We start from the raw sequence: 24,755 nt of genomic DNA, 5'->3' as shown, positions 1-24,755 counted from the left end.
GCACTCCAAGGCGCAAACATGACAGCCATGAAACTCTGAACAAGGCAAAGTAGCACCTGACCCTCTCACCGATGCCCACGACCAAGACACGCCATGAACGACACCGCCCTCCTCCCACCTGCCCTAGAAGCCATCCGTGCGCACGAAGCCGAGATGGTGGACATACGCCACCAAATTCATGCCAATCCCGAGCTGGGATTTCAAGAAAACGACACCAGTGATCTGGTGGCCGCACGGCTGGAACGCTGGGGCTGGGAGGTGCACCGGGGTTTGGGCGGCACGGGCGTGGTCGGCACCTTGCGTGCGGGCACCAGCACACGCCGCATCGGCCTGCGTGCCGACATGGACGCCTTGCCGATCGCCGAAACCTCGGGCAAGGCCTGGGCCAGCAAGGTGTTTGGCAAGATGCACGCCTGTGGCCATGACGGCCACACCGCCATGCTGCTGTCTGCGGCACGCCATCTGGCGGCCACGCGCCAGTTCGACGGCATTGTGCACGCCGTGTTCCAGCCCGCCGAAGAGGGCCTGGGCGGTGCCCGCAAGATGCTCGAAGACGGTTTTCTGGACTTGTTCCCCTGCGATGCCATGTTTGGCATGCACAACGGCCCCGGCATTCCTGAAGGCCAATTCATGGCCGTGCCCGGTTGTGCCATGGCCAGCGCAGACACCTGCATCATCACCGTCAAGGGGGTGGGCGGCCATGCAGCCTTTCCGCACAACGCGGTCGACCCCATCCTCGTGGGCTCGGCCATGGTCATGGCCTTGCAAAGTGTGGTCTCGCGCAACGTGCCACCCCTGCAAACCGGCATCATTTCGCTGGGGGCATTTTTGGCAGGCGACGCACCCAACGTGATCCCGGGCACAGCCGAGCTGCGGCTGAGCGTGCGGGCCATGCAACCCGAAATTCGCGACCTGCTGGAGCGGCGCATCCACGAAATCGCCAGCGCCGTGGCGCAAACCTACGGTGCCACGGCCGATGTGAACTACATGCGTCGCTACCCGGTCCTCATGAACGACCCCACCCAAACCGCCTTCTGTCTGGACCTGGTGCGCGACTGGCTGGGCGAGACCGGCCTGGTGCCCAAGCCCGAGCCCGTGCCGGCCAGCGAAGACTTCGCCTTTTTCCTGGAAAAGGTGCCCGGCTGCTTCATCAACATCGGCAACGGCGTGGGCAGCGTGGGCGGCTGCATGGTGCACAACGCAGGTTATGACTTCAACGACCGCATCTTGTCGACCGGTGCCACTTACTGGGTCAAACTGGTGGAGCGCTGGCTGGCCAAGGTGTGAAGCGATCCAATCGTCTGCTTCAATTCGCCCCACTGCACAGCCCGGAACACGCGGCAACGGGGTGCTCGCCCGCCCCCTGAAAACTGGGGGTCAGGGCGTTTGTGGACTTTGTGGCCAAGGCGTTCAGACTTCTTGTCATGGGCAATAACAAGCAAATCCAACCCTGCATCGCGTCGCGTGAGTTTGTAAAAAATTAATCCATTATGGTTAAATTCAAATCCACAGCGGTGCAGATCAAAAGGGTCCATTTGCCGCCATTAAAGTCAATAACCTCTACATGCCTTGTTGGCGTGGCAGGTCAACGCCAAGTGTCATGAGAACTCCTCCTCTTTTTCTGCATATTTCAGTGCTTTCCCTGATCGGTGCGCCCCTGCTCGTCATCGCTCAAACCCTGCCCGATGAGCGGGCAACGCCGCAGGAGCAGTCAACGGAGACGGTCACAGTGTCTGCCCGGCGTGCGATCGAGCAGCGTTTTGAGGCAACAGGATCACTGGTGGTGGTGGAGCGCAAAGACATTGCCGCCTTGGGCGCATTTTCTGTCGTGGATGTGCTGCGGCAGCTGCCGAGTGTGCAGGTCACGCCCAACGGGCAAGGGGGCGTTGAGATTCGCATGCGCGGCATGGAGGCCAGTGCAACGCAATTGCTGATTGACGGTCAGCGAGTCAGCAGCGGCAAGAGTTCCCTGCCACTGGACCAGCTGCCCTCTGAGCTGATCGAGCGCATTGAGGTGGTGCGCGCACCAACGGCTGAATTTGCTGGGGCCACCGGGGGCACACTGAACATCGTCTTGCGTGCTGCCACCGTGAAGCGCGAAACCACCTTGCAACTGACCGACAACCATGTCTGGGGTCAAAATGCGGGGCAGCTGTACTTCTCGCAGTCAGGGCCCTTGGGCACCGACCCCGCTGCCCTCAAAGCCGATGCGGCGTCGGACACGCCACCCGTCAAACCCTGGACTTACTTTGTCGCGGCCAGCCGCATCGATTACTTGATTGGCTCCGATACCCAGCGGCAAACTCAGTCCGATGGGCGGCTCACGTCGACAACCGATACCGCGGGCCGCTACCGCCGCAGCGAGTCCATGCTGCTTCCCAAGGTGAGTGGGCGCATGGGTGCCAGTGACCAGCTCACCTTGCGCGCGACCTTGAGCCAGACCGAATTTGACGGCACCGCCCTGGCCTCTGGAAGCCTGTGGCGCGACGGCACGCCCTATGCGCTCAACAGCCAGGACATGAACGACTACCAGCGCCAATACCTGCAAGTGGCAGCGGACTGGACACACCGTTTTGACCGCAGCAAGCTCGACACCACACTGCATGGCGCACGCAGCAACTACCGCCTGAACCGCCAGGGCATCGTGCAGTCCCAGGGCAGCCCCAATTCCGACTACGCCTTGTCTGACGAGCAGCGCGACAGGCAATGGACGCTCAAATCCAAACTCACAGGCACCGACAGCCCCTTGCTGTGGTCGACCGGGGTGGAGCTGGATACGCTGAGCCTGGACGCATTGACCCAGAACACCGACACCCTGCGCGGCAGCAAGCGCGTGGAGATGGGCGCAAAGCTGCAACGCCAGATCATCTGGGGGCAAAACGAATGGGCGTTACCGGGCAAAAGCACCCTGACGGGCGGTTTGCGCGCCGAAACGATGATCCTGACCAGTGCCGATGCCAGCGTCATCCCTGAGCGGCGCATGCACTTCATCCAACCCTCGCTGCACACACGCACCGCCATTGGCAAAGACATGCAGTGGCGTTGGAACCTTGCCCGGGTCACACGCAACCCCGCTGTTCGCGATTTGTTCAACCGCACCAGTCCCAGTGTGGGGGGCAACAGCATCACCAACCCTGACAACGCAGGCAACCCCGACCTGCGTCCCGAAGTGGCATGGAGTCTGGACACCGGGCTGGACCAACGCCTGAGTGAGCAAGGTCATTTGGGCTTGAACCTGTTTGTGCGCCAGCTCAGCGACACACTGGCCACCTTGGTGACGCCGATCAATGGCCGCTGGTTACAAACCCGCGCCAATGTGGGTGATGCGACAGTCTGGGGCTTGGAGGCCGATGTCAAAACCGGACTGGCCTGGGCGGGTTTGGGGCGGGACTGGACGCTGTCGAGCAACGCCAGTGTGTTGCAGTCGCGGATGACCAGTGGCCCCAGCGAAGGCAACCGCATTCCTGGCCAAGCCCGCTACACCGCCAGCGTGAACGTGGCCAAACCCCTGCGCAGCACAGGCGGTTTGTTTGGTGGCGTCACCTTATCGCTGACGGGACCGACCCAACTCAACACCTCTGCCGGCATCACCGGACGAGACCACGCCCGTGCGGCGCTGGATGTTTACATCGGACGCGTGCAGCCGACCTGGGGTTACTGGCGCGTGGGGGTGTACAACATCGGCAACGCCCGCTTTAACCGCGATCGCCACTACGCCGACGGGACAGGCGAAGTCTGGCATGACCGCTCCAGCATGGCACTCACACCCCGGGTGTACCTGTCGGTGGGGACGCGATTTTGTGGCGCGTTCAAGCCTTGTTGATTCCGGTGGGTTTTGCCAATTGATGGGCTTCAGAAGAATAGGCCCGTTCATCTTCAGGTCTTGCGAAAACGCCAACGCGCCAGCGCTTCACGAACGCTCATCTGCTTAAAATCGCCCCACTGCACAGCCCGGGACGCGCGGCAACGTGGTGCTCGCCCTCCCCCTGCAAGTCAGGGGCCTGGGGATTCGGCCGCGACTTGTTTCACCCCTTGCCCAGGACAAGTCCATGACCACGCTGCTCATCCACCGCGCCCGTTGCATCGCCACACAAGACGATGCGAACACCGAACTGAAAGACGCCTCGCTCCTGATCCGCGACGGCCGCATCGAACGCATCATTCCCGCCACTGAAAACACCGACGAGTTGCTCACGCAAGTCGATGAAGTGATCGACGCCCGCCACCATGTGGTGGTGCCGGGCCTGATCAACACCCACCACCACATGTACCAATCGCTCACGCGGGCGATTCCGTCAGTGCAAAACGCCGAGCTATTCAGTTGGCTGAAGGGCCTCTACCCCATCTGGGTGGGTCTGACGCCCGAGATGGTGCGTGTCTCTGGCCAGGTGGCCATGGCCGAGCTGCTGCTGAGCGGCTGCACCACCAGCAGTGACCACCTCTATATTTACCCCAACGGCGTGCGGCTGGACGACAGCATTGAAGCCGCGCACACCATCGGCATGCGCTTCACCGCCACACGCGGCAGCATGAGTGTGGGCGAGAGCCAAGGCGGTTTGCCGCCCGACAGCGTGGTCGAAAAAGAACCCGCCATCCTGAAAGAAACCCAGCGCCTGATCGAGACCTGGCATGACGCGAGTTTCGGGTCCATGACGCATGTGGCCGTGGCGCCCTGCTCGCCCTTCAGCGTGAGCCAGGACTTGATGCGTGAATCGGCAAAACTCGCCCGCGCCCACGGCGTGCGCCTGCACACCCACTTGGCAGAAAACGACCACGACATCGCGTACACCCGTGAGAAGTTCAACTGCACCCCCGCGCAATACGCCGAGGACTTGGGCTGGGTGGGTCACGATGTGTGGCACGCCCATGGCGTGAAGCTCGACGAAGAAGGCACGTATTTGTTTGCACGCACGCGCACCGGCATTGCCCACTGCCCGTGCAGCAACATGCGCCTGGCCAGCGGCATCTTGCCGCTGCGCAAAATGCTCGACGCGGGGGTGCCCATTGGCCTGGGTGTGGACGGCAGTGCCAGCAACGACGCGGCGCACCTGCTGAACGAAGCGCGTCAAGCCATGCTGCTGGCGCGAGTAGGCAGAGCGATGGAGCCACCGCGCGTCGAAAACGGACGCACTGTGTTTGGCTGTGACTTGGGTCCGTCAGACATGACACCCCGCGATGCCCTGCGCTTGGCCACACGCGGCGGCGCCGAAGTGCTGGGCCGCGCCCACGAGCTGGGGCAAATCAAAGCGGGCTATTGCGCCGACATCGCCCTGTTCCGCACCGACACGCTCAGCATGGCGGGCGGTGCGGTGCACGACCCGGTGGGGGCGCTCTTGCTGTGCGCCAGTGACAACGCCGACTACACCCTCGTGAATGGCCGCGTGGTGGTTCGCCAAGGGCAGATCACCACGGTGGACATGGGGCCGCTGATCGAGCGGCACAACCAGCTGGCTTTGCAGCTGGCCTTGGCAAGTTGATGAACGCATGATCCAATCAACGGCTTGAGTTCCGAAAGAGATTTGAACTCCATTTTTTGACATCAAAGTTAACGCCAAAAAATTCAACGGCCTGGCCATGCGACCTGAGCAAAAAGATATGACAACCCAAGACAAGCACACCGCGCATGTGACCTGGTTTGTCGACGAGGCGGGTGATCCGACGCTGTTTGGCAAAGGTGGCAAAGTCGTAGCAGCCACCGATGGCTGTTCACGTTTTTTTATTGCTGGAAAACTGGAATGCCGCGATGTGCAGGCCCTGACCTCAGATCTGGATCGCTTGCGCAGCGACCTGTTGTCTGACCCTTTTTTCAAGGATGTGCCTTCGCTGGACCCTGCACGCAAACGCACGGCAGTGCACTTTCATGCGAAAGACGATCCGCCTGAGGTGCGGTTTTTGGTCTACAAGTTATTGGCGAAACACGACCTGCGTTTTGTCGCCGTGGTTCGCGATAAATTGCGTTTGCTTGACTATGCCCAACAACGCCGCCGGATAGACCCCGCGTACCGCTATGACCCCGACGGCCACGAGCTGTATGACGAATTGACTCGGCACCTTTTTTCGCGGATGCACGGCTTGAATCACCACAAAATTGTGTTCGCTCAGCGCGGACACAAACCGCGCACCAAGGCGTTTGTGGACGCTATCGAGCACGACACCATTCCCGAGAAATCTGGCTTAGCACGCCCCAAACCCACTGAAGTCCTGTGCTCATTCCCCAAAGACCACGCGGGTCTGCAAGCAGTTGACTACTACCTGTGGGCGCTTCAACGGTTTTATGAACGCAGCGAGGTCCGGTATCTGAATTTTGTGTGGCCCCAGATTCTGGAAGTTCTGGATCTGGATTTGCCTCAAGGAGCCAGCCAATTCAAGCAACAAAGCACCGTCTTCAATCAAGAACACCCGCTGACTTTGGAAAGTCGAGCGGGTGTTGGGAAGATGGATCGAGAGATATAGGATGAACCGAATCACCTCACGGCATGGAGCCGATTTTTGTCTCTCGAAGCGGAAATTATAGCCATGGCCATGTTTTTTGCTCGGCTTTTTGGCTTGGCTTTTTGCCTGCTCTAAGTGGCCATACCCGCCAGCGCCCTCAAATAAGCCTCCCCACGCGCCTCGGCAAACAAGTCCAGCGCCAGCGTGAAGCCCGCCTGCACCACCAAGCCGATGCCGATGGCGGTGGCCGCATCCCATTTGGAGAAGAACGCGATCAGACAGGCCCCGAGCACGAGCAGCGCCAACTCGACGCTTTTGTACAGCTTGAAATTGGCCATCACCGTTTGCATGCGCGCGGTTTCGGCTTGTTTGAACTCGGCTGGTGCGCTCACGAGTTGCGTGCTGAGTTTGGCCAGTTGGGCATCGGTGCGCGCAAAAATGGTGACGCCCACCACCAGCTGCATCAGCGCCACCACCACCAAAGGCAGCGCCATCCAGCGCAGGCGATGGCCGTGGGACCACAGCCAAACCGCCAGGCCTATCGCCATCAAGGCCGCCAGCATGAAAAGCACGCTTTCCTGCTTTTCCCCGACAAAATAATCCGTCATGTCTTTCACCATGTGCAGGTCTCCTGTGTTCATGTTCTGTGCCGCTCAATGCCACTGGGCATCCATGCCCACGCGCCCTTGCCGATAGGCTGCAGGTGTGGTGCCGGTCCAGCTTCTGAAGGCGCGGATGAAGGAATTGCTTTCCTGAAAGCCCAGCAGCCACGAAATCTCGCCGGCTGAAATGTCGGTGCGGCTCAGGTAATGCCGCGCCAGTTCATGGCGCACCTCGCTGAGCAGTTCTTGAAACCCCACCGATTCGTCGGCCAACTGTCGCTGCAAAGAGCGTTTGCTGATGGCCAAGCGCTGGGCCACGGCGTCGATGCTGCTGATGCCTGCGGGCAGCGTCTCCAGCAAAACGGCCCGCACCCGCTCGCGCAGGCTCGCTTGTGCATCCAACTCAGAGAGCCGACTGTTGAGGGCAGGTTCAAACGCTGCCCACATGGCCATGTTGTCGGTCAAGAAAGGACGCCGCGCATCTTGCGCCGAGAACGTCATTTGGATCTGTTCAGAAGTGCCCAAAGCACAGCCCAGGTAAGCCTGGTAGGGCACAAGGTTCAAAGGCAAATCGGGCACCGAAGCCGCCAAGGGTTCGATGCGTTCGCGTGTGCCCAAGCGCGCCAGTTGGGTGAAGAACACCAGCTCCGACACGCCCAAGCTGCGGGGAATCGGCTCGGTGCTGCCATAGCAGCTGAGCGTGACTTGCGTGCGGTCTGCGCGGATGTCGACCACCATGTGCAAAGGGCACATCAGGCGTTTGTAATGCGCCAGCCGCTGCAGCGCGGTGTTCAGGTCGGGGCTGCACAGGCAGGCGAACATGGCCGGGTCAAAGGCCTCTACCGACATGGCTTGCGCGAGTTTGAGTGCCAGCTCGTCTTTGCCGGCGGCCTGCTCCAGTCCTCGCCACAGGTCAAAGTACTGCGCGGGCGACAAGCTCGCGCCGCCCGGGCGTGCAAACAGGTCACCCGGCAGCCGCGCCAGGCTCAGCACATCGGCGGGGGCGTAGCCCATGTCGAGGATGAGCAGTTTCCAACCCATCTGCAGGGCAAAGCGTGTGGCCTGTTTCACGGTGGGGGGCTTTCTGACGTGTGGAGCGTTTCGAGGGTCGGACTATTTGGCTTGGCTCATGATGGCCATGTCAAAGAGGCGGTCCCCGAAATACTTGCGGATGAACATCAGGGGCTTGGCCATTTTGCCGATGACGTAACGGGTTTTGGGTCGGCGCGAACGCACCGCCTGCAGTATGGCATCGGCCACCACCGAAGGCGGCGAGGCGGCACCCGCTTTGGCGTAGGTGCTGCGCATCGCCTTGGCCATGCCCTGCGCCATGGCGTGGTAAGGGCCTTGGCCCGAACGCGCCAGCATGGGCTCGAGCATCACGCCGCCCCATTCGGTGGCAATCACACCGGGCTCAATGATCACCACCTGAATGCCAAAGGGCGTCAACTCGAGGCGCAAGCAATCGCTCCAGCCTTCCACCGCGTGCTTGGTGGCGTGGTACCACGAGCCCAAGGGCGTGTACATCTTGCCGCCCATGGACGAGATGTTGATGACCTTGCCCGCCTGTTGGCGGCGCATGTGGGGGAGTGCCAACTGCGTGAGCCGCGCCATGCCAAACAGGTTGACTTCAAACTGGTAGCGGGCATCGGCCAGGGTTGAATCTTCCATCGCGCCGTACATGCCAAAGCCCGCGTTGTTCACCAGCACGTCGATGCCCCCATGACCCTGGGTGATGGTGTTCACGGCCGCGACGATGTCAGCGTCCACCGAAATGTCCATCTGCAGCGGTATCGCGCCCAAGGCCCGCAGGTCTTCCATTTGCGCCACACGCCGGGCCGCGACGTAAACCACCAAGCCCTCTTGCAGCAGCCGCTTGGCCGTTTCTTTGCCCATGCCAGACGATGCGCCGGTGACGAGGACCACTTGTTTTGCGGGGGATGTGGATGCCATGAAAAACTCCGTTCGTGCTTGTGTTGCGAATGAACTGATGGTCGCCGCTGGGGCGCGAAGCGTCACCATCGGATCGCGCCAATGCACATGCCGAAGATGCCAGATGGCCATACCCAAGTGCCGCGGGCAAAAGACTTGAATCGGCGTTGCGCCCGTCCTTGCTGCGCTTTGGCCGGGTTCAGACCTGCGTCCTTGGTAAAGCGCGATGGCTCAGTTTGACGTTCATGTGAACCCCAGTGACACCGCTGCTCAAGGCATCCCTTTTGTGGTTGTCGTTCAAACCGACTTGCTCGATGCCTTGGCCACGCGCATGAGCATCCCTTTGGCTTCCATTGAATTTTCTGAAAAGTCGCCGGACAAGCTCTGCCCGATGGTCATGATCAATGGCCTAGCACGTCGAGCATTGGCCCACTACGCGGCACCCTTGCCCACTCGCAGCTTGCGCCAGCGGGTTGGCCATTTGGCACCCCAAGCGGGCTTGCTGATCGCAGCCATGGATGTTGTGGTTTCAGGTCTTTGATCAATACCCCATTCATGGGCTTGCAGGCTGAACGCTCAGCCCAAGGCGCTGCAAGCCTGGCTGGGCGAACGGGCGTTGACGTTGGGCGTTGACGTTCAGACGTCGCGCAATCGAATCACTTGTTCGCGCAAGTCATGAGCCCAGGCGCGGCGGTCGCGCCCATGCGCTTGCTGAAGTTCACCAAAATGAACCACCGCCAAAATGGGGGGCGACTTGAGGGTGCGCCACATGGAGCCCAGCAATGTATCGTCACCGATGTAGCAAGGCCCCCAACTGATTTGACCTGTTTGCGCATCCACGAATTGAATCGACATGGGCTGCACCGGGGCATTGGCCTGAATGGCCGCCTGGATCAAGTTGGCATGAAAGGGCAACAGATCGCGGCCATCGCTGGTGGTGCCTTCAGGAAAAATGGCCACCACATCGCCGTTTCGCATGGCATCGGCCATGTCTTTGACCATGCGCAGCGCGTCTTTGCGGCTGGTGCGTTCAATGTACAACGTGCCCGCGCCCGTGGCCAGCATGCCGACCAAAGGCCAGTCGCGCACATCCGATTTGGAGACAAAACGGCAATGCCGCGCTGCGTGGATGACCAAAATGTCGAGCCACGAAATGTGGTTGGCCACCATGAGCGCTGGCCCACTGACCACAGGCTGGCCCAGCACTTTGAGGTGAATGCCCCAGAGCGCCAAAAACTGCAAGGCCCAGGCTTGCACATGCATTTCCCTTTGCTCTGGTGAGAGCTGAGGAAAACGAAAGTAAATCGTCCACATGCCCACGAAGACATGCCACAGTCCCCGCAGGAATTTCCAGATGGCTTTTGCAGAGTTCATGGCTTAGCAGCACGGTGTATGAATGAAGGGCACCCCCAAGAGTGCACCGGGGATGGCACACAAAGGGCGCTTCACGCAGGCGAGGCTCACCGGGCCTCGAACGCCACTTGCCCGCCCACCACCGTGGCCAGCACACGACCGGGCAACTCGTAGCCAGAAAACGGGGTGCTCTTGCCTTGGCTGCGCAGGGCAGCGTCGCGCACCAGCCAGTGGCCTTCGGTGGACAGCACACACACATCGGCCACGCCGCCCACCGCCAGATGGCCCACCGAATCTTGCAAGCTGCCCAAAGTGGCACCCAGCACGCGGGACGGGTCGGCGGTGATGCGCGAGAGCACTTGGGTCACGGGTAGACCGGCCTCTTGTCCCCACTTGAGGGCCAGGCTCCACAGCAGCTCCATGCCGGTCGCGCCGGGTTCGGCTTCGGCAAAGGGCAAGGCCTTGGCATCGGCATCGACTGGGGTGTGGTCAGACACCAGCACGTCCAGCGTGCCGTCGGCCAGGCCTGCGCGCAAGGCATCGCGGTCGCGCTGCTGGCGCAGCACGGGCACCAGGCGAGCACGGCTGTCAAAGTAGCCCATGTCGGCATCGGTCAGGTGCAGCGAGTTGATGCTCACGTCAGCCGTGATGGGCAGGCCCTCGGCCTTGGCCTTGCGAATGAGATCCACCCCTTGGGCACTGCTGATGCGGCACAGGTGCACACGGGCTTGGGTGCTGCGCACCAGCTCAAAAATCGTGTGCAGGGCAATGGTTTCAGCCGCCACCGACACGCCCGACAGGCCCATGCGTGTGGCCAAAGCGCCGCTGGCAGCAACGCCCTTGCCCAGGTGCAGCTCTTGCGGACGCAGCCAGACCGTGAAGCCAAAAGTGCTGGCGTATTGCAAAGCGCGTTGCAGCACCTGGGTGCTGGGAATCGGCACCTCAGCCTGAGAAAAGCCTACACAACCGGCGGCCGTGAGCTGGCCCATCTCGGTCAGCACATCACCCTTGAGGCCCACGGTGAGCGCGCCCAAGGGCAGTACACGGGCCTGGTGCAGTTTTTCGGCGCGGTAGCGCAGCATCTCGACCAGACCGGGTTCGTCGAGCACCGGCTCGGTATCGGGCGGGCACACCAGGCTGGTCACGCCACCGGCCACGGCAGCGGCCATTTCGCTCTCCAGCATGCCGGCGTGTTCCTGGCCGGGTTCGCGCAGGCGAGCCGCCAAGTCCACCAAGCCAGGAGCGACGATGCAGCCCTGGGCATCGATCACCCGGTTGGGCGTGAAGTCTGTCGGGGCCTTGCCCATGGCCACAATGCGACCCGCCGCAATGGCCAAGTCCACCTTTTGGTCAAAGCCGCTGGCGGGGTCGATCACACGGCCGTTTTGAATGAGTAATTTCATGTTGTCTGTCCTCACGCCTCGTTGCCCGCGACGATGCTCATCACCGCCATGCGCACCGCGATGCCGAAGGTCACTTGCGGCAGGATCACGCTTTGCTGGCCGTCGACCACAGCCGAGTCGATCTCGACCCCGCGGTTGATGGGGCCGGGGTGCATGACGATGGCGTCGGGCTTGGCCAATTGCAGTTTTTCGGGGGTGAGGCCAAAGCTCTCAAAGTACTCCTGGCTGGAGGGCAGCAGTGCCCCGCTCATGCGCTCGTTTTGCAGGCGCAGCATGATGACCACGTCGCAGCCCTTGATGCCTTCTTCGAGGTTGTTGAAGACGCGCACACCCATTTGCGCCATGTCGGCGGGCACCAGGGTTTTGGGGCCGACCACACGCACTTCGGCGCAACCCAAGGTGGTCAACGCGTGGATGTCGGAGCGGGCCACACGCGAATGCAACACGTCACCCACGATGGCCACGGTGAGGTTGGTGAAATCTTTTTTGTAGTGCCGGATGGTGTACATGTCCAGCAGGCCCTGGGTGGGGTGGGCGTGACGCCCATCGCCCGCGTTGACCACATGCACATGGGGCGCGACGTGTTGCGCGATCAAATACGGCGCACCCGACTCGCTGTGGCGAACCACAAAGATATCGGCCGCCATGGCGCTCAGGTTGGCGATGGTGTCCAGCAAGGACTCACCTTTGCTGGCCGACGAGCGCGCAATGTCGAGCGTGTAGACATCAGCCGACAGGCGGGTGGCGGCGATGTCGAAGGTGGTGCGGGTGCGGGTGCTGTTTTCAAAAAACAGGTTGAACACGCTTTTGCCGCGCAAAAGAGGCACCTTTTTCACCTCGCGGTCGCTTACGCTGACGAAGCTGGCCGCCGTGTCCAGAATGTGGGTCAGGATGTCCTTGGACAGGCCCTCGGTGGAGAGCAGGTGGATCAGCTCGCCGTTTTTGTTGAGTTGGGGGTTGTTGCGTTTGTAGAGCATGTTTTTTTCACCTCGTGGCCTGTTGAAGTGCCTTCAAGAAAGCGCGGCTTTGATCTCCACGTCAAAACTGAAATTGCCCGCCGCATCGCGGGCCAGCGCCAGCGATTGCGTCTCGGGCAAGGCCACGCGGGCGGCGGCAAAGTCGGCCTGAATGGGCAGCTGCCGTCCACCCCGGTCCACCAACACGGCCAGCTGCACGCGGGCGGGGCGGCCGTAGTCAAAAATTTCGTTCAGCACGGCGCGGATGGTGCGGCCGGTGTAGAGCACATCGTCCAGCACCAGGATGTCGGCACCGTCGACCTCGAACGGCAAGCTGGTCTGACCACCAGCCGACAAGCCGCGTTGGGCAAAGTCGTCGCGGTGCATGACCGAAGACACCTGACCCGACTCACCGGGCAAGCCCAAGTCACGTTGCAGGCGCTGGGCCAGCCAGGCCCCACCCGAGGTAATGCCGACCAAGCGGGTATTGGCCTGACACAGGCTGCGCACGCCGCGCAGCAGCTCCAGGTACAGGGCTTCTGCATTCAACGCCAAAGCACTCATGGCAGGCTCCTTAAGAATTGGTCAAGAATGATCGCCGCCGCCGCCGCATCGGCGTCTTTGGCCCCGTAAGAGTGGGCTTCGGTGGTGGTGTACCGCTCATCCACTTCGTACACCACCAGGCCAAAGCGGCCGCGCAGTTGACGGCCGAACTTGCGGGCGCGCAAGGTGTTCTCGTGCTCACCGCCGTCGGGATGGAGAGGCACACCGATCACCAGCGCATCGGGTTGCCATTCTTTGATGCGTTTGGCGATGTGTTCAAACCGGGCATCACCCTCGGCGGCGATGGTGCCTTGGGGCGTGGCCGACTTCATCAGGCGGTTGCCCACGGCCACGCCGGTGCGCTTGAGACCGTAGTCAAAGGCCAGAAAACTCTGGTGATTGGCGGGGACGGTGCTCTCGGGCGTGCTGCTCATGCGTGCCCCGCGTCTGGCGAGAGCATCCAGCTTTTGAGGCCCAGCAAGTCCAGGGCTCGGTCGTAGCGCTCGGCCATGGGTACATCAAAAATCACCTCGGCCGAGGCGGGCACCGTGAGCCAGGTGTTTTCACCCAGCTCGGATTCGAGTTGACCTTCGCCCCAGGACGAATAACCCAGCGTGACCAGCACACGGCGCGGTCCAGCGCCAGACGACAGGGCTTCGAGCACGTCGCGCGAGGTCGTCATCTCCAGACCCCCAGGCACGGTGAGGGTGGAGGCGTAGGCCGAGCCTTCTTGTTCGGGTTTATCCATGCGCAGTGGATCGTGCACGAGGGGGCGCAAAGGGTCGTGCAGCACAAAGCCGCGCTCGGTTTGTACCGGGCCGCCGTGGCCCACCGGGTTTTGCATCAGGTCTTCCCGGCGCAAGGGCAGCTCCACCTTGTCAAACAAAAGGCGCATGCTGATGTCAGAGGGTTTGTTGATGATCAAGCCCATGGCACCGCGGGGGCTGTGCTCGCACATGTAGATGACGCTGCGGGCAAATGTCTCGTCCTCCAACCCGGGCATGGCGATCAGGAAATGATGCTTGAGGTCAATGGAGGCAGAATCGGCGGTCATGCACCGATTTTAGCGGCCCCGTCTCCTCTGTTTGGGCCAGATGTGCATTGTTTGATACAACCCGGCTTACCCCATGCAAACCCCTTTTTCTTGCGGCCTGGTCTGGCTGCGGCGCGACCTGCGCGTGAGTGACCACGCAGCCCTGCATCAAGCCCTGAAGCACTGCCAGCGGGTGCATGTGGTGTTTGTTTTCGACACCGAGATCCTGGACACCCTGCCCCGCGCCGACCGCCGGGTCGAGTTCATCCGTGAGTCACTGGTCGAAGTCGATGCCCGTTTGCGGGAAATGTCGGGTCACCCGCAGGCGGGCCTCATCGTGCGCCACGGCGTGGCCAAAGACAAAATCGTCAAACTGGCCCAGCACCTGCAGGCCCAGGCCGTGTTTGCCAACCACGACGACGAGCCCCTGGCGCTGGTCCGCGACATCCAGGTGCGCGGCCACCTGGCGGACCATGGCATCGTGCTGCACACCTTCAAGGACCATGTGGTGTTTGAGCGCAACGAGGTGCTGACCCAGATGGCCAAGCCCTTCAGCGTGTTCACGCCCTACAAAAACGCTTGGCTGAAAAAAGTCAGGCCGGAGGACCTGCAGGCCTTTGACGTGGCATCCATGGCCCAGCGGCTGGCCCCAAGGCCGGATGACTTGGCCCAAGCCGTGCCTGCGCTGCAGGACCTTGATTTTGAAATCACCAACCTCAAAGCCCTGAAAATCCCCACCGGCGAATCGGGTGCCCAGGCTTTGCTGCAAGACTTTTTGACCCGCATCGACCAGTACGAGGACACACGCAACTTTCCGGCTGTCAAAGGCCCCAGTTATTTGAGTGTGCATTTGCGCTTTGGCACGGTGTCGATCCGCCAACTGGCCCGCGAGGCGCACCCGCGCATGCTGGCCGGCAGCGTGGGGGCCAGTGTTTGGCTGTCGGAGCTGATTTGGCGCGACTTTTATGTGCAGGTGCTGCACAACTTTGCGCATGTGGGCCAAGGCCAAAGCTTCAAGCCCGACTACGACGCCATCCACTGGGAGCACGGCCCGCACGCCCACAAGTTGTTTGACGCCTGGTGCGAAGCGCGCACCGGCTACCCGCTGGTCGACGCGGCCATGCGCCAGATCAACCAGACGGGCTACATGCACAACCGCTTGCGCATGGTGGTCGCGAGCTTTTTGGTGAAGGACTTGGGCATTGACTGGCGCTGGGGCGAAAAGTACTTCGCCACCCACCTGAACGACTTTGATTTATCGGCCAACAACGGCGGTTGGCAGTGGGCCAGCTCCAGCGGCTGTGACGCGCAGCCCTACTTTCGCATCTTCAACCCGATCAGCCAAAGCGAAAAGTTCGACCCAGATGGCAAGTTCATCCGCCGCTATGTGCCGGAATTGGCGGACTTGCCCACGGCCGCGTTGCACGCGCCTTGGCTGGCCAAACCCATGGAATTGCAAGCGGCAGGGGTTGTGATCGGCAAAACCTACCCGGCCCCCATCGTGGACCACGCCCAAGCCCGCGAAAAAACGCTGGCCCGCTATGCCTTGGTCAAGAAAACACTGTCTGAATAAGGCTGCGATACGGGTGCTCGTTGTAGGTCGGAGCTTCGGCTCCGACACTTGGCCCACCGGATTTGTCGGGGCTGAAGCCACCGACCTACGGCATGCGAATGCCGATCAGATCGCGACCATCTCAAAGTCTTCTTTGCGGGCGGCGCATTCGGGGCAAGTCCAGTTCATGGGCACGTCTTCCCATTTGGTGCCGGGAGCAATGCCATGCTCGGGATCGCCCTCGGCTTCGTCGTAGATCCAGCCGCAAATCAGGCACATCCAAGTTTTGAGTTCCATCACAGTGTCGCAATCAGAGAGTCGAATAGAATGAATTGATTGTATCGGGCCGTTCAACGATCGCCCCGTACATCATTCTGAAGCACCTGAGATTCGCCCTTTTAATGACCGACTTCAGCCACGACCCCGACCTTGAACAGCTGTTTGCCGACCAAGAGCCTGCCCTCATGGCCTGTGTCCTGTCCTTCAATGCCAACGATCCCAGTGGTGCCGGGGGCTTGAGCTGCGATGCGGTCGCCATGGCGTCAGTGGGGGCGCATTGCCTGCCCGTGTGCACCGGTGCCTACGTGCGAGACACCACCAGCATCACCGACTTTTATCCCTTGGACAGCGAAGCCGTGAACGACCAGGCCCGCACCATGGCCGAAGACGTTCCGGTGCAGGTCATCAAGGTTGGTTTTGTGGGCACCCCTGAAAACTTGAGTGCGATTGCCGAGTTGGCCGATGACTACGAAGGTGTGCCGGTGGTGGCCTACATGCCCAACTTGTCGTGGTGGGACGAAGACAAAATCGACGCTTACCTGGACGCCTTTCGCGAACTGCTGTTGCCGCAGACCAGCGTCTTGATCGGCCACCACAGCACGCTGCGACGCTGGCTCTTGCCCGAATGGACAGGGCAGCGCAACCCCGGTCCACGCGACATTGCCAAGGCCGCCAGCGAATGGGGGGTGCCCTACACCCTGGTGACCGGCTTGCCCTTGCCCGAGCAGCACATCGACAACGTGTTGACGTCACCTGAGTCGGTCATGGCCCACGAGAAATTCGAGCACATTGAAGCTGTATTTGCCGGTGCGGGTGACACGCTCACCGCGGCTTTGGCCGCATTGCTGGCCACCGGCATGGACCTGCCTGAAGCCACCAGCGAAGCCCTGCATTATCTGGACCGCTGCCTGAGCGAAGGCTTTCGCCCCGGCATGGGTCAGGTCATCCCGGATCGCTTGTTTTGGGCCCTGCCCGATGACGAAGAGACCGACGACGAAGCCGACCCCGAAGGGCACCCAGGGGCCGATTATTTTGAAGTGCCTTTCAACGAAACCAAACACTGAAGCCGGAGACACACCCCATGACTGATCGCAACCAAACCCTTTTTGACCGCGCCGCCCAGGTGATCCCCGGGGGGGTGAATTCTCCCGTTCGCGCATTTCGCGCCGTGGGCGGAACACCCCGCTTTGTGCAACGTGCCCAGGGCGCCTATTTTTGGGACGCCAACGGCCAAAAATACATCGATTACATCGGCTCCTGGGGCCCGATGATCCTGGGCCACGGTCACCCCGCCGTGCTTGAAGCCGTTCAAAAAGCGGCACTGGACGGCTTCTCGTTTGGTGCCCCGACCGAGCGCGAGATCGAACTGGCCGAAGAAATCCTCAAGCATGTACCGTCCATGGAGATGGTGCGCCTGGTCAGCTCGGGCACCGAAGCGGGCATGAGCGCGCTGCGCCTAGCACGGGGCGCCACCGGCCGCACCAAGTTCATCAAGTTCGAAGGCTGTTACCACGGCCACGCCGACGCGCTGCTCGTCAAGGCCGGCTCGGGCCTGGCCACCTTTGGCAACCCCACCAGCGCCGGTGTGCCACCCGAAGTGGTGCGCGACACCCTGGTGCTGGAGTACAACAACATCACAGCGCTGGAAGAAGCCTTTGCCCTGCACGGCAAGGAACTGGCCTGCGTGATGATCGAGCCCATTGCAGGCAACATGAACTTTGTGCGCGCCAGCGTGCCCTTCATGACGCGCTGCCGCGAGCTGTGCACCGAACACGGTGCCTTGCTGGTGTTTGACGAAGTCATGTCGGGCTTTCGCGTGGCCCTGGGCAGCGCACAAAGCGTGTACGCCAAATTGATCCCCGGCTTCAAGCCCGACATGACGGTGCTGGGCAAGGTCATTGGCGGCGGCATGCCACTGGCGGCCTTTGGCGGCCCGCGCGAGATCATGCGCGAGTTGGCCCCCACCGGCCCGGTCTACCAGGCGGGCACGCTCAGCGGCAACCCGGTGGCCACCGCCTGCGGCTTGGCCACACTGCGCGAGATCGCCAAGCCCGGCTTTTGGGATGCGTTGAGTGCTCGCACGCAAAGTTTGGTCGACGGTCTCAAAGGTGTTGCGGCCCATGCGGGCGTGCCCTTCAGCGCCGACTGCCAAGGCGGCATGTTTGGCTTTTTCTTGCTGCCCGAGTTGGCGCAAAACTACGCCCAGGTCATGACCAGCGACAGCCCCAAGTTCAACAAACTGTTCCACGGCCTGCTGGACGGCGGTGTCTACATCGCGCCCGCTTTGTACGAAGCCGGTTTTGTGAGCGCCGCCCACACTGAAGCCGACATCGCCGAGACGGTACGGGTGGCAGGCGAGGTATTCAAAACCCTCTGACTTTGTGGGAGCCCTGTGGGCGATGGGCGTGGCACACGCCCCAAAAACGCCGCCTGCAACTTGGGCTTGTATGGAGAGACACCGATGAAATTGCCAGTTCCACCTGATCTGGTCTTGGGCTCTTCCCTCAAAGCCCTCAGCTTGGTTTTGCTGTGCACATTAGGCAGCGCAGCAAAAGCAGAGTTCGACGCCAGCCGCCTGTGGGTCAACGCCGGGTTTTACTCGGCCCACTTTGACACCAACCAAGGCCTGCGCAACGCCAACCCCGGCATCGGCTTCGAATACCGCATTGACGACACCTGGTCAGCCACAGCGGGGCGCTTTCGCAACAGCAACAACGCCAACTCCAACTATGTGGGTGCCTACTACCAACCCTGGACTTGGGCCGGCGTGAAGCTGGGCATGGTGGCCGGGGCTTTCAACGGTTACCCCAATGCTTACGAGGGTGGCTGGTTTCCAGCCCTCATTCCCACCGCCAGCCTGGAAGGCCAGCACTGGGGCCTGAACGTGGCGCTGGTGCCGCCCCTCAAAGACCGGCTGTATGGTGCGGTCAGTTTTCAACTCAAATACCGTTTACGCTGACACGGCACTGTCCGGCACACGACAGGTGAAGGGACTCCAGAGGTACAAGGCACAGCTGGGCTCTTCAATAATGACCATTGACCAAAAACACTTGGAGATCGCCCCATGAACCCGTCACGCCGCCAACTGAGCACCTTGCTGGGTGCCAGCCTTTTGAGTTTGGGCGCTGCCCCCTTGGCTTGGGCTCAATCTGCAGCCAGCCAAGCGCCCCTGAAACTGATCGTGCCCTTCACCCCCGGCACCGGCATTGACCTGATCGCCCGCACCTTGGGGCCCAAACTCTCGCAGCGCCTGAACCGCCCGGTGGTGGTCGAAAACCGTGTAGGTGCATCCGGCAACATCGGCACCGAAGCCGTGGTCCGCGCCGCGCCCGATGGTGCCACCTTGCTGGTGAGCGTCAATACTTTGGTCATGAACCGGGCGCTGTACCCGGGCCTGAGTTTTGATGCGGTGAAAGACCTGACGGCCGTCTCGCAAACCAGCTGGGGGCAACTGCTGCTGGTGACGCACCCCAAAACCGGCTACAAAACCGCAGGCGAATTGGTGCAAGGTGCACGCCAGTCGCCAGGCCGCATCAATTACGCATCACCCGGCGTGGGCACGCCACACCATTTGTCGATGGAGCTGTTTAAAAACACCGCCCGGGTGTTTCTGACCCACATTCCCTACCGGGGCACCGGCCCGGCCGTGACCGATTTGCTCGGCGGCCAGGTGGACGCGATGTTCTTGCCCATTCATGTGGCCTTGCCGCACATCCGATCTGGCCGACTGGTGGCGCTGGGCATTGGCAGTGACAAGCGCCACGCCCTGCTGCCCGATCTGCCCACCTTGGCCGAGGCCAAAGCAGGCAATGTCAACGTGGACATGTGGTATGGCTTTTTTGCCCCCAAAGGCACACCAGCCGACATCGTCAACCTCTACAACCGCGAGATCAACCAACTGCTCGGCGGTGAAGACGTGCAAAAAGCATTTGTTTCACAAGGCATGGACCCCAGCGGCAGCACCCCACAAGCCTTTGCCCAACTGGTCGAGCGCGACGCCGAGCGCTGGGCCCGCCTGATCAAGGACCAAGGCATCAAGGCCGACTGATGTGAATGCGCTCAGAGCGCGGTGTCTGAGTTGGTGTGGGGCTTGGCGTCGGTTGGCAACACCAGGCAACGCGTCAGCCCAAAACGCTCAAAGTCACGGTCGAAGGTGACCATGCGCAGGCCTGCGCTTTGGGCTGTGGCCGCCAAGCACATGTCGGTCCACAAGCGAATGGGCTGGGGCTCACCGCGACGCCCCAGTAACTGCGCAATGGCGTCATCCAAACCAGGCGGGTCGGCCAACAATCCCACGGCTGGCGTTTCCAGCCATTGGCGGTACATGGCCATGGCCTGCGTCAGATTCAACACATTGGGGCCCATCGCCCGGGGCTGCGACAGCACGCGCACCAAACCCATCATGGTGCTGCGGCAAAACCACAAAGGCGTTGCTGCTTCGCATGCCGATTTCCAGTAGCGCATGGCCTGCGAATGAAACGGGTGAGCGGCACTGCACAGCCCCACCCACACATTCACATCGAGCAAATCACCCGCTGCCAATCGCCAGTTGGCCGAGGCCTCAGCCACGCCCCAAGAGCTGGATGGTTCGCTCATCGTCTTCCTCGTTGATCAATTCATACAAATCGGCATTGGTCAATTTGCTCAGATGCAGCGGCAATGGGCCTTGGTTTGGAATGATCAGTGGCCTGGCCTCAAACCGCTTTTGCGGGTCCACCACCTCGCGGGCGGTCAAGCCCCGCTCCACCAGCTCAATGACCAGGTCGCGCAGGGTCCGGCCCTCTTGGGCTGCACGGGTTTTGAGGTGCTTGAACAGCGCGTCGGGAAAATCAAGTGAAGTTCGCATGTCTGCATTTTTGCATGAATGCATCAATATGCACAAGCCGTCTTGATGTGCACCACCGTATTGCCCCGTGCGCCCAAGCAAACCAGCGATAATTCGCCACTGCATTCACGTCCAGACCGGGCGCTTGCCCACCCCTCAGGACCCCCCATGAAAAAGAACTTCCCTCTGCAAGCCGAAGGCAAGCACCCCGACCGCGTGCTCGAAGCCGTCAAGCACGACATCCGCAAATACTTCAAACGCGAACGCAACCGCGACGTGCCCAAAGGCGTGGACTTTTGGGACTTTGACTGCAAAGTGGGCCTGACCGCCGACACCGCCGAAGTGGTTCGCGTGAGCGCCGTGATCGAAGCCGTGGACGCCGCCGCCAAAACAGGGGCCACATCGGTGTATGTGGAGATTTTGAGCAAGCACGGTGTGCGTGTGATCAAGGCACAAGACGACTACGAAGATCCGCAGGAAGACGCTAAATATTGAATAAAAAGTTTTCTTTTTGGTCCATGATATAAATCATGGACCCCATAAATACTCAAGACGAGCGCGCCGAAAACTTCATCCAGCGCTGGGCAATCAGCACCGCCAGCGAACTCGCCACATCGCAAAGCTTCATCATTGAACTGTGCGAACTGCTGGACGTGCCCAGGCCGCAAGCCACCGCAGACCGGGACTACATGTTTGAACGCGCTTTGAAAGAAGCCCATGCTGACGGCCAAGAATCAGACCGGTACGTGGACTGCTACAAACGCGGCCACTCCTGTTGATCGACGTGGGCCAAGTCATCCAGCTGTTCGCCGAGTTCAGCCGCACCGGCGGCAACTACATTCCCTTTCCTGATCCGCGCAGTTACCAGATCAAGCTGCAAGACCTGCGCGACGAAAAAATCCGCCACCGCCTGCGCCAAATTTGGACCGACCCCATGGCGCTGGACCCCTGCTACGCCAACGCCCAAGTGACCCGCGAAGTGGCCAAACAACTGGCCACCTTGGCCAAAAGCCTGGAGGCCGATGGACACCCCGCTCACCAGGTCGGCGCCTTCCTGACGCGCTGCCTGTTCAGCATGTTTGCCGAAGACGTGGGCCTGCTGCCCGCCAGTGACAAGGGCGATGGAAAGGGTGAAGCCTGAGCGAGACCAGAACAACAGTGAAAGTCGCCGAAAAAACTGGTGGTTATTTGGAGAAACCAATTCAAAGCTACGCAACCAACAACCGCGCCTTGCGTTTTTGTGCCTTCAGCAGCTGAATGGCCTGCTGCTCAAATGACACAAACTCGGTGCCGCCCAGCAGCTCACGATCGGCTGCAATCACACCGTCGGCAAAGTCGCCGCCCCTGGCCAGCTGCGGCGTCAAGGCTCAACAATCCCCAAGACCCGCCCCACATCCAAAAGCCCAATCACCTGCGCCTTGTCTGACAGCGGCCAGCTACTCGACACGGGGGCCACCACATAAGCGCGGCTGACTTGCAGGTCGGCGCAGGCGTTCCAGAAGCCTTTGGTCACGCGGGGGGCGTCGGAGAGCTTGATTTCAAACCCCAAGCGCTCTTGCCCCGTGTCGACCACGGCGTCGAGTTCGGCCCCAGCGGCGGTTCGGAAAAAGTGCAGACTCGCGTTGCCACCCGCGATCAAGGGCAACAATGCGGCGATGTGGTTGACCACCAACCCCTCCCACGAAAATCCCGACATAGGATGGCCTTGCAGGTCTTGCGCGTTGCCTATGCCCAGCAGGGCGTGCAGCAAGCCCGTGTCGCGGAAATACACCTTGGGCGACTTGACCAGACGCTTGCCCAGGTTCACGAAATAGGGCTCAACTTTGCGCACGATCAGGGCATCACAAAAGATGTCGAGGTAGCGGCCCACAGTGATGGGTGAGATGCCGCCCATGGCCACGGCCAGCGCCGAAGCATTAAAAAGTTGCCCATGCTGGTGCGCCAGCATGCGCAAAAAACGCCACAAGGTTTCGCTGGGAATGTGAATGCCCAAGCTGGGTAAATCTCGTCGAACCACCGATTGCAAGTAATCGTTGCGCCAGCGCAGCGATTGCGCGTCCGTTTTGGCCAAACAACTCAGGGGCATGCCCCCGCGTTGCCAATGCGATTGCAGGGCCAACAACTGCTGCGTGTCCTTGTGTGCAGGGTCGCTGGTGGCTTCTTGATGGGCAGCCCCTCCAGGTTGAACTTTGGCCTGGACTTCGGACCACAGCAAAGGCGGCAACTCCAGGTAACTGACCCGCCCAGCCAACGATTCAGCTGTTTGCCTGAGCAACACCCCACTGGCAGAACCCAGCAACAAGAAACGTCCAGGCCGTCGGTCCGCGTCGATTTCGGGGCGCAGCTGCACAAACAAGTCGGGCATGGTTTGCACTTCGTCAATGACCACCAAGTGGTCACGGTGCGCAGCAAAAAATGCAGCGGGGTTGTCAAGTTTGGCCCGGTCAGCCGGAAGTTCCAGATCCAGAAATACCGCGCCTGGCGTTTGCGCCGCCACCTGCCGCGCCAAGGTGGACTTGCCCACTTGGCGAGCGCCTAGCAAAACAACACCCGGATAAAAAGACAATCGGTCCGACAAATCGGCCATGAAAATACGATCAATCATCCTTGCATTTTGATAGGTGATTTATCAAAATGCAAGGTTATTTTAAGACCTTAATTTGAGCAGTCACTGAATTGACGGTGTCAATTCAGGTCCTTGTGTTGCCATTCAGGGGGCGCATCAGCCCCAGCATCACACCTGCCGCCAACCGTCGCCCAGCATGGCGCGCAGCATGAACTGGTCGAACAAGGGCACGGTGAACGCCGTATCTCCGTGGCTGGGGCTCCAGACCATGCCTTTGTTGATGAGGCTGCTTCGCACCATGCCCAAGGTGTTGATGGATCGTCCCAGCGCCGCAGCGATATCACCCGAGCGGTGCGGACCAGAGCCCAGCGATGCCATGGCCCGCAGGTAGCGCCGTTCGCTGGGAGTGCAGCGTTCAAAACGGGTTTTGAAAAAGCTTTCATCCAAGTCTGCTTCGGTCAACAACCTGGCCCGCTGGACATCCGTACGCGAGTTGGGGCTGATCGTCGCCACATCCCAGGCGTACTTGCTCCACATTTGCAAAAAGTATGGATAGCCGTCGGTGTCTTTGTAAATTTCATCGATGGCTTCGGGCTCAAACACCACGTTGAGTTCTTCCGCTGGACGGGTGATGGCCTGGCTGGCGTCGGCCAGTGACAAAGGGCCGACCATGGGGTAATCAAACAAGCGCTCAGAATAAGATTTGGCTTGTCCCGCCCGCGCCAACAATTGAGGCAAGCCGGCCCCAATCACGGTCACGGGCAACTTGGCTTGGGCACATCGGTGCAATGCGGTGATGAGCGCGGCAAGCTCGGCCTCTTTCACGAATTGCAGTTCATCGATGAACGTGACCACGACAGTTTTGGCACTTTGAGCCGCCAAGCCCACCTGCTCCAACAACACAGCCAGATCGCCCTCCAAGTCGCCGTTGTCGGCCAAGCCCAACTCGGGCTCCAAGTCGAGCCCAACCTCGATGTCGTTGAATTTGACCTTGAGGGCTTTGGCAAAACCAGCCAAAGCACGCAGCCCGCGCGTCGCATAGGCTTTGGCCGATTCGACAGCGCTGAGTTTGAGCAAAATCAAGCGCAACTGAGGTGCCAACAAGGCTGGCAAAGAGCGGTCTTCGGGAGCCTCCAGCTTCAGGGTGTAGACCCCACTGGCTTCGGCGTCCTGACGCATTCTGTCCAGCAACACGGTTTTGCCTACGCCGCGCAAACCCACCATCAATACACTTTTCGCGGGATTACCAATGCGGATGCGGCCGATGGCCACCCGCACA

Annotated in this window: 28 protein-coding genes; 13 read left to right on the top strand and 15 right to left on the bottom strand. The window is 60.9% G+C overall.

Translation table 11 applies throughout. From position 1 onward, the window contains the following. Positions 1-93: 93 nt before the first annotated feature. From B9Z48_RS09735 to B9Z48_RS09720, 4 genes are all read left to right on the top strand, one after another. Positions 94-1,287 carry a M20 aminoacylase family protein gene (locus B9Z48_RS09735; protein ID WP_108378021.1) on the top strand — a complete coding sequence of 398 codons (1,194 nt, stop codon included), beginning with the start codon at positions 94-96 and terminating at the stop codon, positions 1,285-1,287. A 346-nt stretch (positions 1,288-1,633) separates the two neighbouring features. Further along, positions 1,634-3,823, top strand: coding sequence for a TonB-dependent siderophore receptor (locus tag B9Z48_RS09730; protein WP_158273241.1), 2,190 nt, complete (start codon positions 1,634-1,636; stop codon positions 3,821-3,823). Between the two features lie 226 nt (positions 3,824-4,049). Further along, complete coding sequence (locus tag B9Z48_RS09725) at positions 4,050-5,477, top strand: 8-oxoguanine deaminase (protein ID WP_108378017.1); 1,428 nt, start codon at positions 4,050-4,052, stop codon at positions 5,475-5,477. Between the two features lie 118 nt (positions 5,478-5,595). Then, positions 5,596-6,453, top strand: coding sequence for a DUF3800 domain-containing protein (locus tag B9Z48_RS09720; protein WP_146186259.1), 858 nt, complete (start codon positions 5,596-5,598; stop codon positions 6,451-6,453). A gap of 110 nt (positions 6,454-6,563) precedes the next feature. Here the strand turns inward: B9Z48_RS09720 and B9Z48_RS09715 are convergent, their stop codons facing one another. Genes B9Z48_RS09715 through B9Z48_RS09705 form a run of 3 tightly spaced genes read right to left on the bottom strand, consistent with a single transcriptional unit; the run spans position 6,564 to position 8,987 of the window. Beyond that, positions 6,564-7,073, bottom strand: coding sequence for a hypothetical protein (locus B9Z48_RS09715; RefSeq protein ID WP_108378013.1), 510 nt, complete (start codon positions 7,071-7,073; stop codon positions 6,564-6,566). A gap of 12 nt (positions 7,074-7,085) precedes the next feature. Then, positions 7,086-8,105 carry an AraC family transcriptional regulator gene (locus B9Z48_RS09710; RefSeq protein ID WP_108378011.1) on the bottom strand — a complete coding sequence of 340 codons (1,020 nt, stop codon included), beginning with the start codon at positions 8,103-8,105 and terminating at the stop codon, positions 7,086-7,088. Between the two features lie 42 nt (positions 8,106-8,147). Then, positions 8,148-8,987, bottom strand: coding sequence for an oxidoreductase (locus tag B9Z48_RS09705; protein ID WP_108378202.1), 840 nt, complete (start codon positions 8,985-8,987; stop codon positions 8,148-8,150). 205 nt (positions 8,988-9,192) lie between these two features. Between B9Z48_RS09705 and B9Z48_RS09700 the strand changes: the two genes are divergently transcribed. Next, positions 9,193-9,507 carry a CcdB family protein gene (locus B9Z48_RS09700; RefSeq protein ID WP_089958854.1) on the top strand — a complete coding sequence of 105 codons (315 nt, stop codon included), beginning with the start codon at positions 9,193-9,195 and terminating at the stop codon, positions 9,505-9,507. A 95-nt stretch (positions 9,508-9,602) separates the two neighbouring features. Here B9Z48_RS09700 and B9Z48_RS09695 read toward each other — a convergent pair whose 3' ends face one another. The 6 genes from B9Z48_RS09695 to B9Z48_RS09670 all read right to left on the bottom strand — a co-directional run bounded on the left by B9Z48_RS09695 (position 9,603) and on the right by B9Z48_RS09670 (position 14,275). Then, a complete protein-coding gene (locus tag B9Z48_RS09695) occupies positions 9,603-10,340 on the bottom strand; it encodes a 1-acyl-sn-glycerol-3-phosphate acyltransferase (protein WP_089958859.1) in 738 nt (245 codons plus the stop codon). An 86-nt stretch (positions 10,341-10,426) separates the two neighbouring features. Further along, positions 10,427-11,722 (bottom strand): dihydroorotase, encoded by a 1,296-nt coding sequence (locus tag B9Z48_RS09690; protein ID WP_089958862.1) that lies wholly within the window; start codon positions 11,720-11,722, stop codon positions 10,427-10,429. An 11-nt stretch (positions 11,723-11,733) separates the two neighbouring features. Beyond that, positions 11,734-12,699: an aspartate carbamoyltransferase catalytic subunit gene (locus tag B9Z48_RS09685; RefSeq protein WP_089958866.1), complete on the bottom strand. Its 966-nt coding sequence runs from the start codon at positions 12,697-12,699 to the stop codon at positions 11,734-11,736. 33 nt (positions 12,700-12,732) lie between these two features. Next, positions 12,733-13,242, bottom strand: coding sequence for a bifunctional pyr operon transcriptional regulator/uracil phosphoribosyltransferase PyrR (pyrR, locus tag B9Z48_RS09680; RefSeq protein ID WP_089958869.1), 510 nt, complete (start codon positions 13,240-13,242; stop codon positions 12,733-12,735). Further along, positions 13,239-13,655, bottom strand: coding sequence for a Holliday junction resolvase RuvX (ruvX, locus tag B9Z48_RS09675; RefSeq protein ID WP_108378009.1), 417 nt, complete (start codon positions 13,653-13,655; stop codon positions 13,239-13,241). The genes pyrR and ruvX overlap by 4 nt, the downstream gene beginning before the upstream one ends. Next, positions 13,652-14,275, bottom strand: a complete 624-nt coding sequence (locus B9Z48_RS09670; RefSeq protein WP_108378007.1) for a YqgE/AlgH family protein — start codon at positions 14,273-14,275, stop codon at positions 13,652-13,654. Before B9Z48_RS09670 ends, ruvX begins: the two co-directional genes overlap by 4 nt. 73 nt (positions 14,276-14,348) lie before the next feature. Between B9Z48_RS09670 and B9Z48_RS09665 the strand changes: the two genes are divergently transcribed. Continuing rightward, the gene (locus tag B9Z48_RS09665; protein WP_108378005.1) at positions 14,349-15,827 is read left to right on the top strand and encodes a deoxyribodipyrimidine photo-lyase; all 1,479 of its coding nucleotides are present in this window, start codon (positions 14,349-14,351) and stop codon (positions 15,825-15,827) included. Positions 15,828-15,932: 105 nt separating this feature from the next. Here B9Z48_RS09665 and B9Z48_RS09660 read toward each other — a convergent pair whose 3' ends face one another. Then, positions 15,933-16,103, bottom strand: coding sequence for a rubredoxin (locus B9Z48_RS09660; RefSeq protein ID WP_089958888.1), 171 nt, complete (start codon positions 16,101-16,103; stop codon positions 15,933-15,935). Positions 16,104-16,270: 167 nt separating this feature from the next. Here B9Z48_RS09660 and B9Z48_RS09655 point away from each other — a divergent pair, with 167 nt between their 5' ends. From B9Z48_RS09655 to B9Z48_RS09640, 4 genes are all read left to right on the top strand, one after another. Beyond that, positions 16,271-17,149: a bifunctional hydroxymethylpyrimidine kinase/phosphomethylpyrimidine kinase gene (locus B9Z48_RS09655; RefSeq protein ID WP_228769267.1), complete on the top strand. Its 879-nt coding sequence runs from the start codon at positions 16,271-16,273 to the stop codon at positions 17,147-17,149. A gap of 17 nt (positions 17,150-17,166) precedes the next feature. Then, the gene (hemL, locus tag B9Z48_RS09650; RefSeq protein ID WP_089958895.1) at positions 17,167-18,462 is read left to right on the top strand and encodes a glutamate-1-semialdehyde 2,1-aminomutase; all 1,296 of its coding nucleotides are present in this window, start codon (positions 17,167-17,169) and stop codon (positions 18,460-18,462) included. An 84-nt stretch (positions 18,463-18,546) separates the two neighbouring features. Next, positions 18,547-19,044, top strand: a complete 498-nt coding sequence (locus tag B9Z48_RS09645; protein WP_228769260.1) for a hypothetical protein — start codon at positions 18,547-18,549, stop codon at positions 19,042-19,044. A gap of 174 nt (positions 19,045-19,218) precedes the next feature. Next, positions 19,219-20,133 (top strand): tripartite tricarboxylate transporter substrate binding protein, encoded by a 915-nt coding sequence (locus B9Z48_RS09640; RefSeq protein ID WP_089959130.1) that lies wholly within the window; start codon positions 19,219-19,221, stop codon positions 20,131-20,133. 11 nt (positions 20,134-20,144) lie between these two features. Here B9Z48_RS09640 and B9Z48_RS09635 read toward each other — a convergent pair whose 3' ends face one another. Both B9Z48_RS09635 and B9Z48_RS09630 read right to left on the bottom strand, forming a co-directional pair. Beyond that, entirely contained in the window at positions 20,145-20,681 is a 537-nt protein-coding gene (locus tag B9Z48_RS09635; RefSeq protein ID WP_089958899.1) for a TA system VapC family ribonuclease toxin, read from the bottom strand. After that, complete coding sequence (locus B9Z48_RS09630) at positions 20,647-20,931, bottom strand: hypothetical protein (RefSeq protein ID WP_108378003.1); 285 nt, start codon at positions 20,929-20,931, stop codon at positions 20,647-20,649. The genes B9Z48_RS09635 and B9Z48_RS09630 overlap by 35 nt, the downstream gene beginning before the upstream one ends. A 147-nt stretch (positions 20,932-21,078) precedes the next feature. On the opposite strand from B9Z48_RS09630, the gene B9Z48_RS09625 reads away from it, so the two are divergent. From B9Z48_RS09625 to B9Z48_RS09615, 3 genes are read left to right on the top strand one after another with little or no spacing between them, the layout of a single operon-like run. After that, entirely contained in the window at positions 21,079-21,405 is a 327-nt protein-coding gene (locus B9Z48_RS09625) for a DUF6172 family protein (protein ID WP_089959134.1), read from the top strand. A 35-nt stretch (positions 21,406-21,440) separates the two neighbouring features. Next, entirely contained in the window at positions 21,441-21,689 is a 249-nt protein-coding gene (locus B9Z48_RS09620; protein WP_089958907.1) for a type IIL restriction-modification enzyme MmeI, read from the top strand. Beyond that, a complete protein-coding gene (locus tag B9Z48_RS09615; protein WP_089958910.1) occupies positions 21,686-22,051 on the top strand; it encodes a hypothetical protein in 366 nt (121 codons plus the stop codon). Before B9Z48_RS09620 ends, B9Z48_RS09615 begins: the two co-directional genes overlap by 4 nt. A 67-nt stretch (positions 22,052-22,118) precedes the next feature. Here the strand turns inward: B9Z48_RS09615 and B9Z48_RS21365 are convergent, their stop codons facing one another. The 3 genes from B9Z48_RS21365 to B9Z48_RS09605 all read right to left on the bottom strand — a co-directional run bounded on the left by B9Z48_RS21365 (position 22,119) and on the right by B9Z48_RS09605 (position 24,748). Continuing rightward, positions 22,119-22,274, bottom strand: a complete 156-nt coding sequence (locus tag B9Z48_RS21365; RefSeq protein ID WP_146186257.1) for a type II toxin-antitoxin system VapC family toxin — start codon at positions 22,272-22,274, stop codon at positions 22,119-22,121. Further along, a complete protein-coding gene (locus B9Z48_RS09610) occupies positions 22,271-23,515 on the bottom strand; it encodes an ATP-binding protein (protein WP_089958914.1) in 1,245 nt (414 codons plus the stop codon). Before B9Z48_RS09610 ends, B9Z48_RS21365 begins: the two co-directional genes overlap by 4 nt. Positions 23,516-23,644: 129 nt before the next feature. Further along, complete coding sequence (locus tag B9Z48_RS09605; protein WP_255419486.1) at positions 23,645-24,748, bottom strand: AAA family ATPase; 1,104 nt, start codon at positions 24,746-24,748, stop codon at positions 23,645-23,647. Positions 24,749-24,755 lie beyond the last annotated feature (7 nt).

The organism is Limnohabitans sp. WS1 (assembly GCF_003063265.1).
In the GTDB taxonomy this organism is placed as follows: Bacteria; Pseudomonadota; Gammaproteobacteria; order Burkholderiales; family Burkholderiaceae_C; genus Limnohabitans_A.
This window is presented reverse-complemented; position numbering and strand designations above follow the sequence as displayed.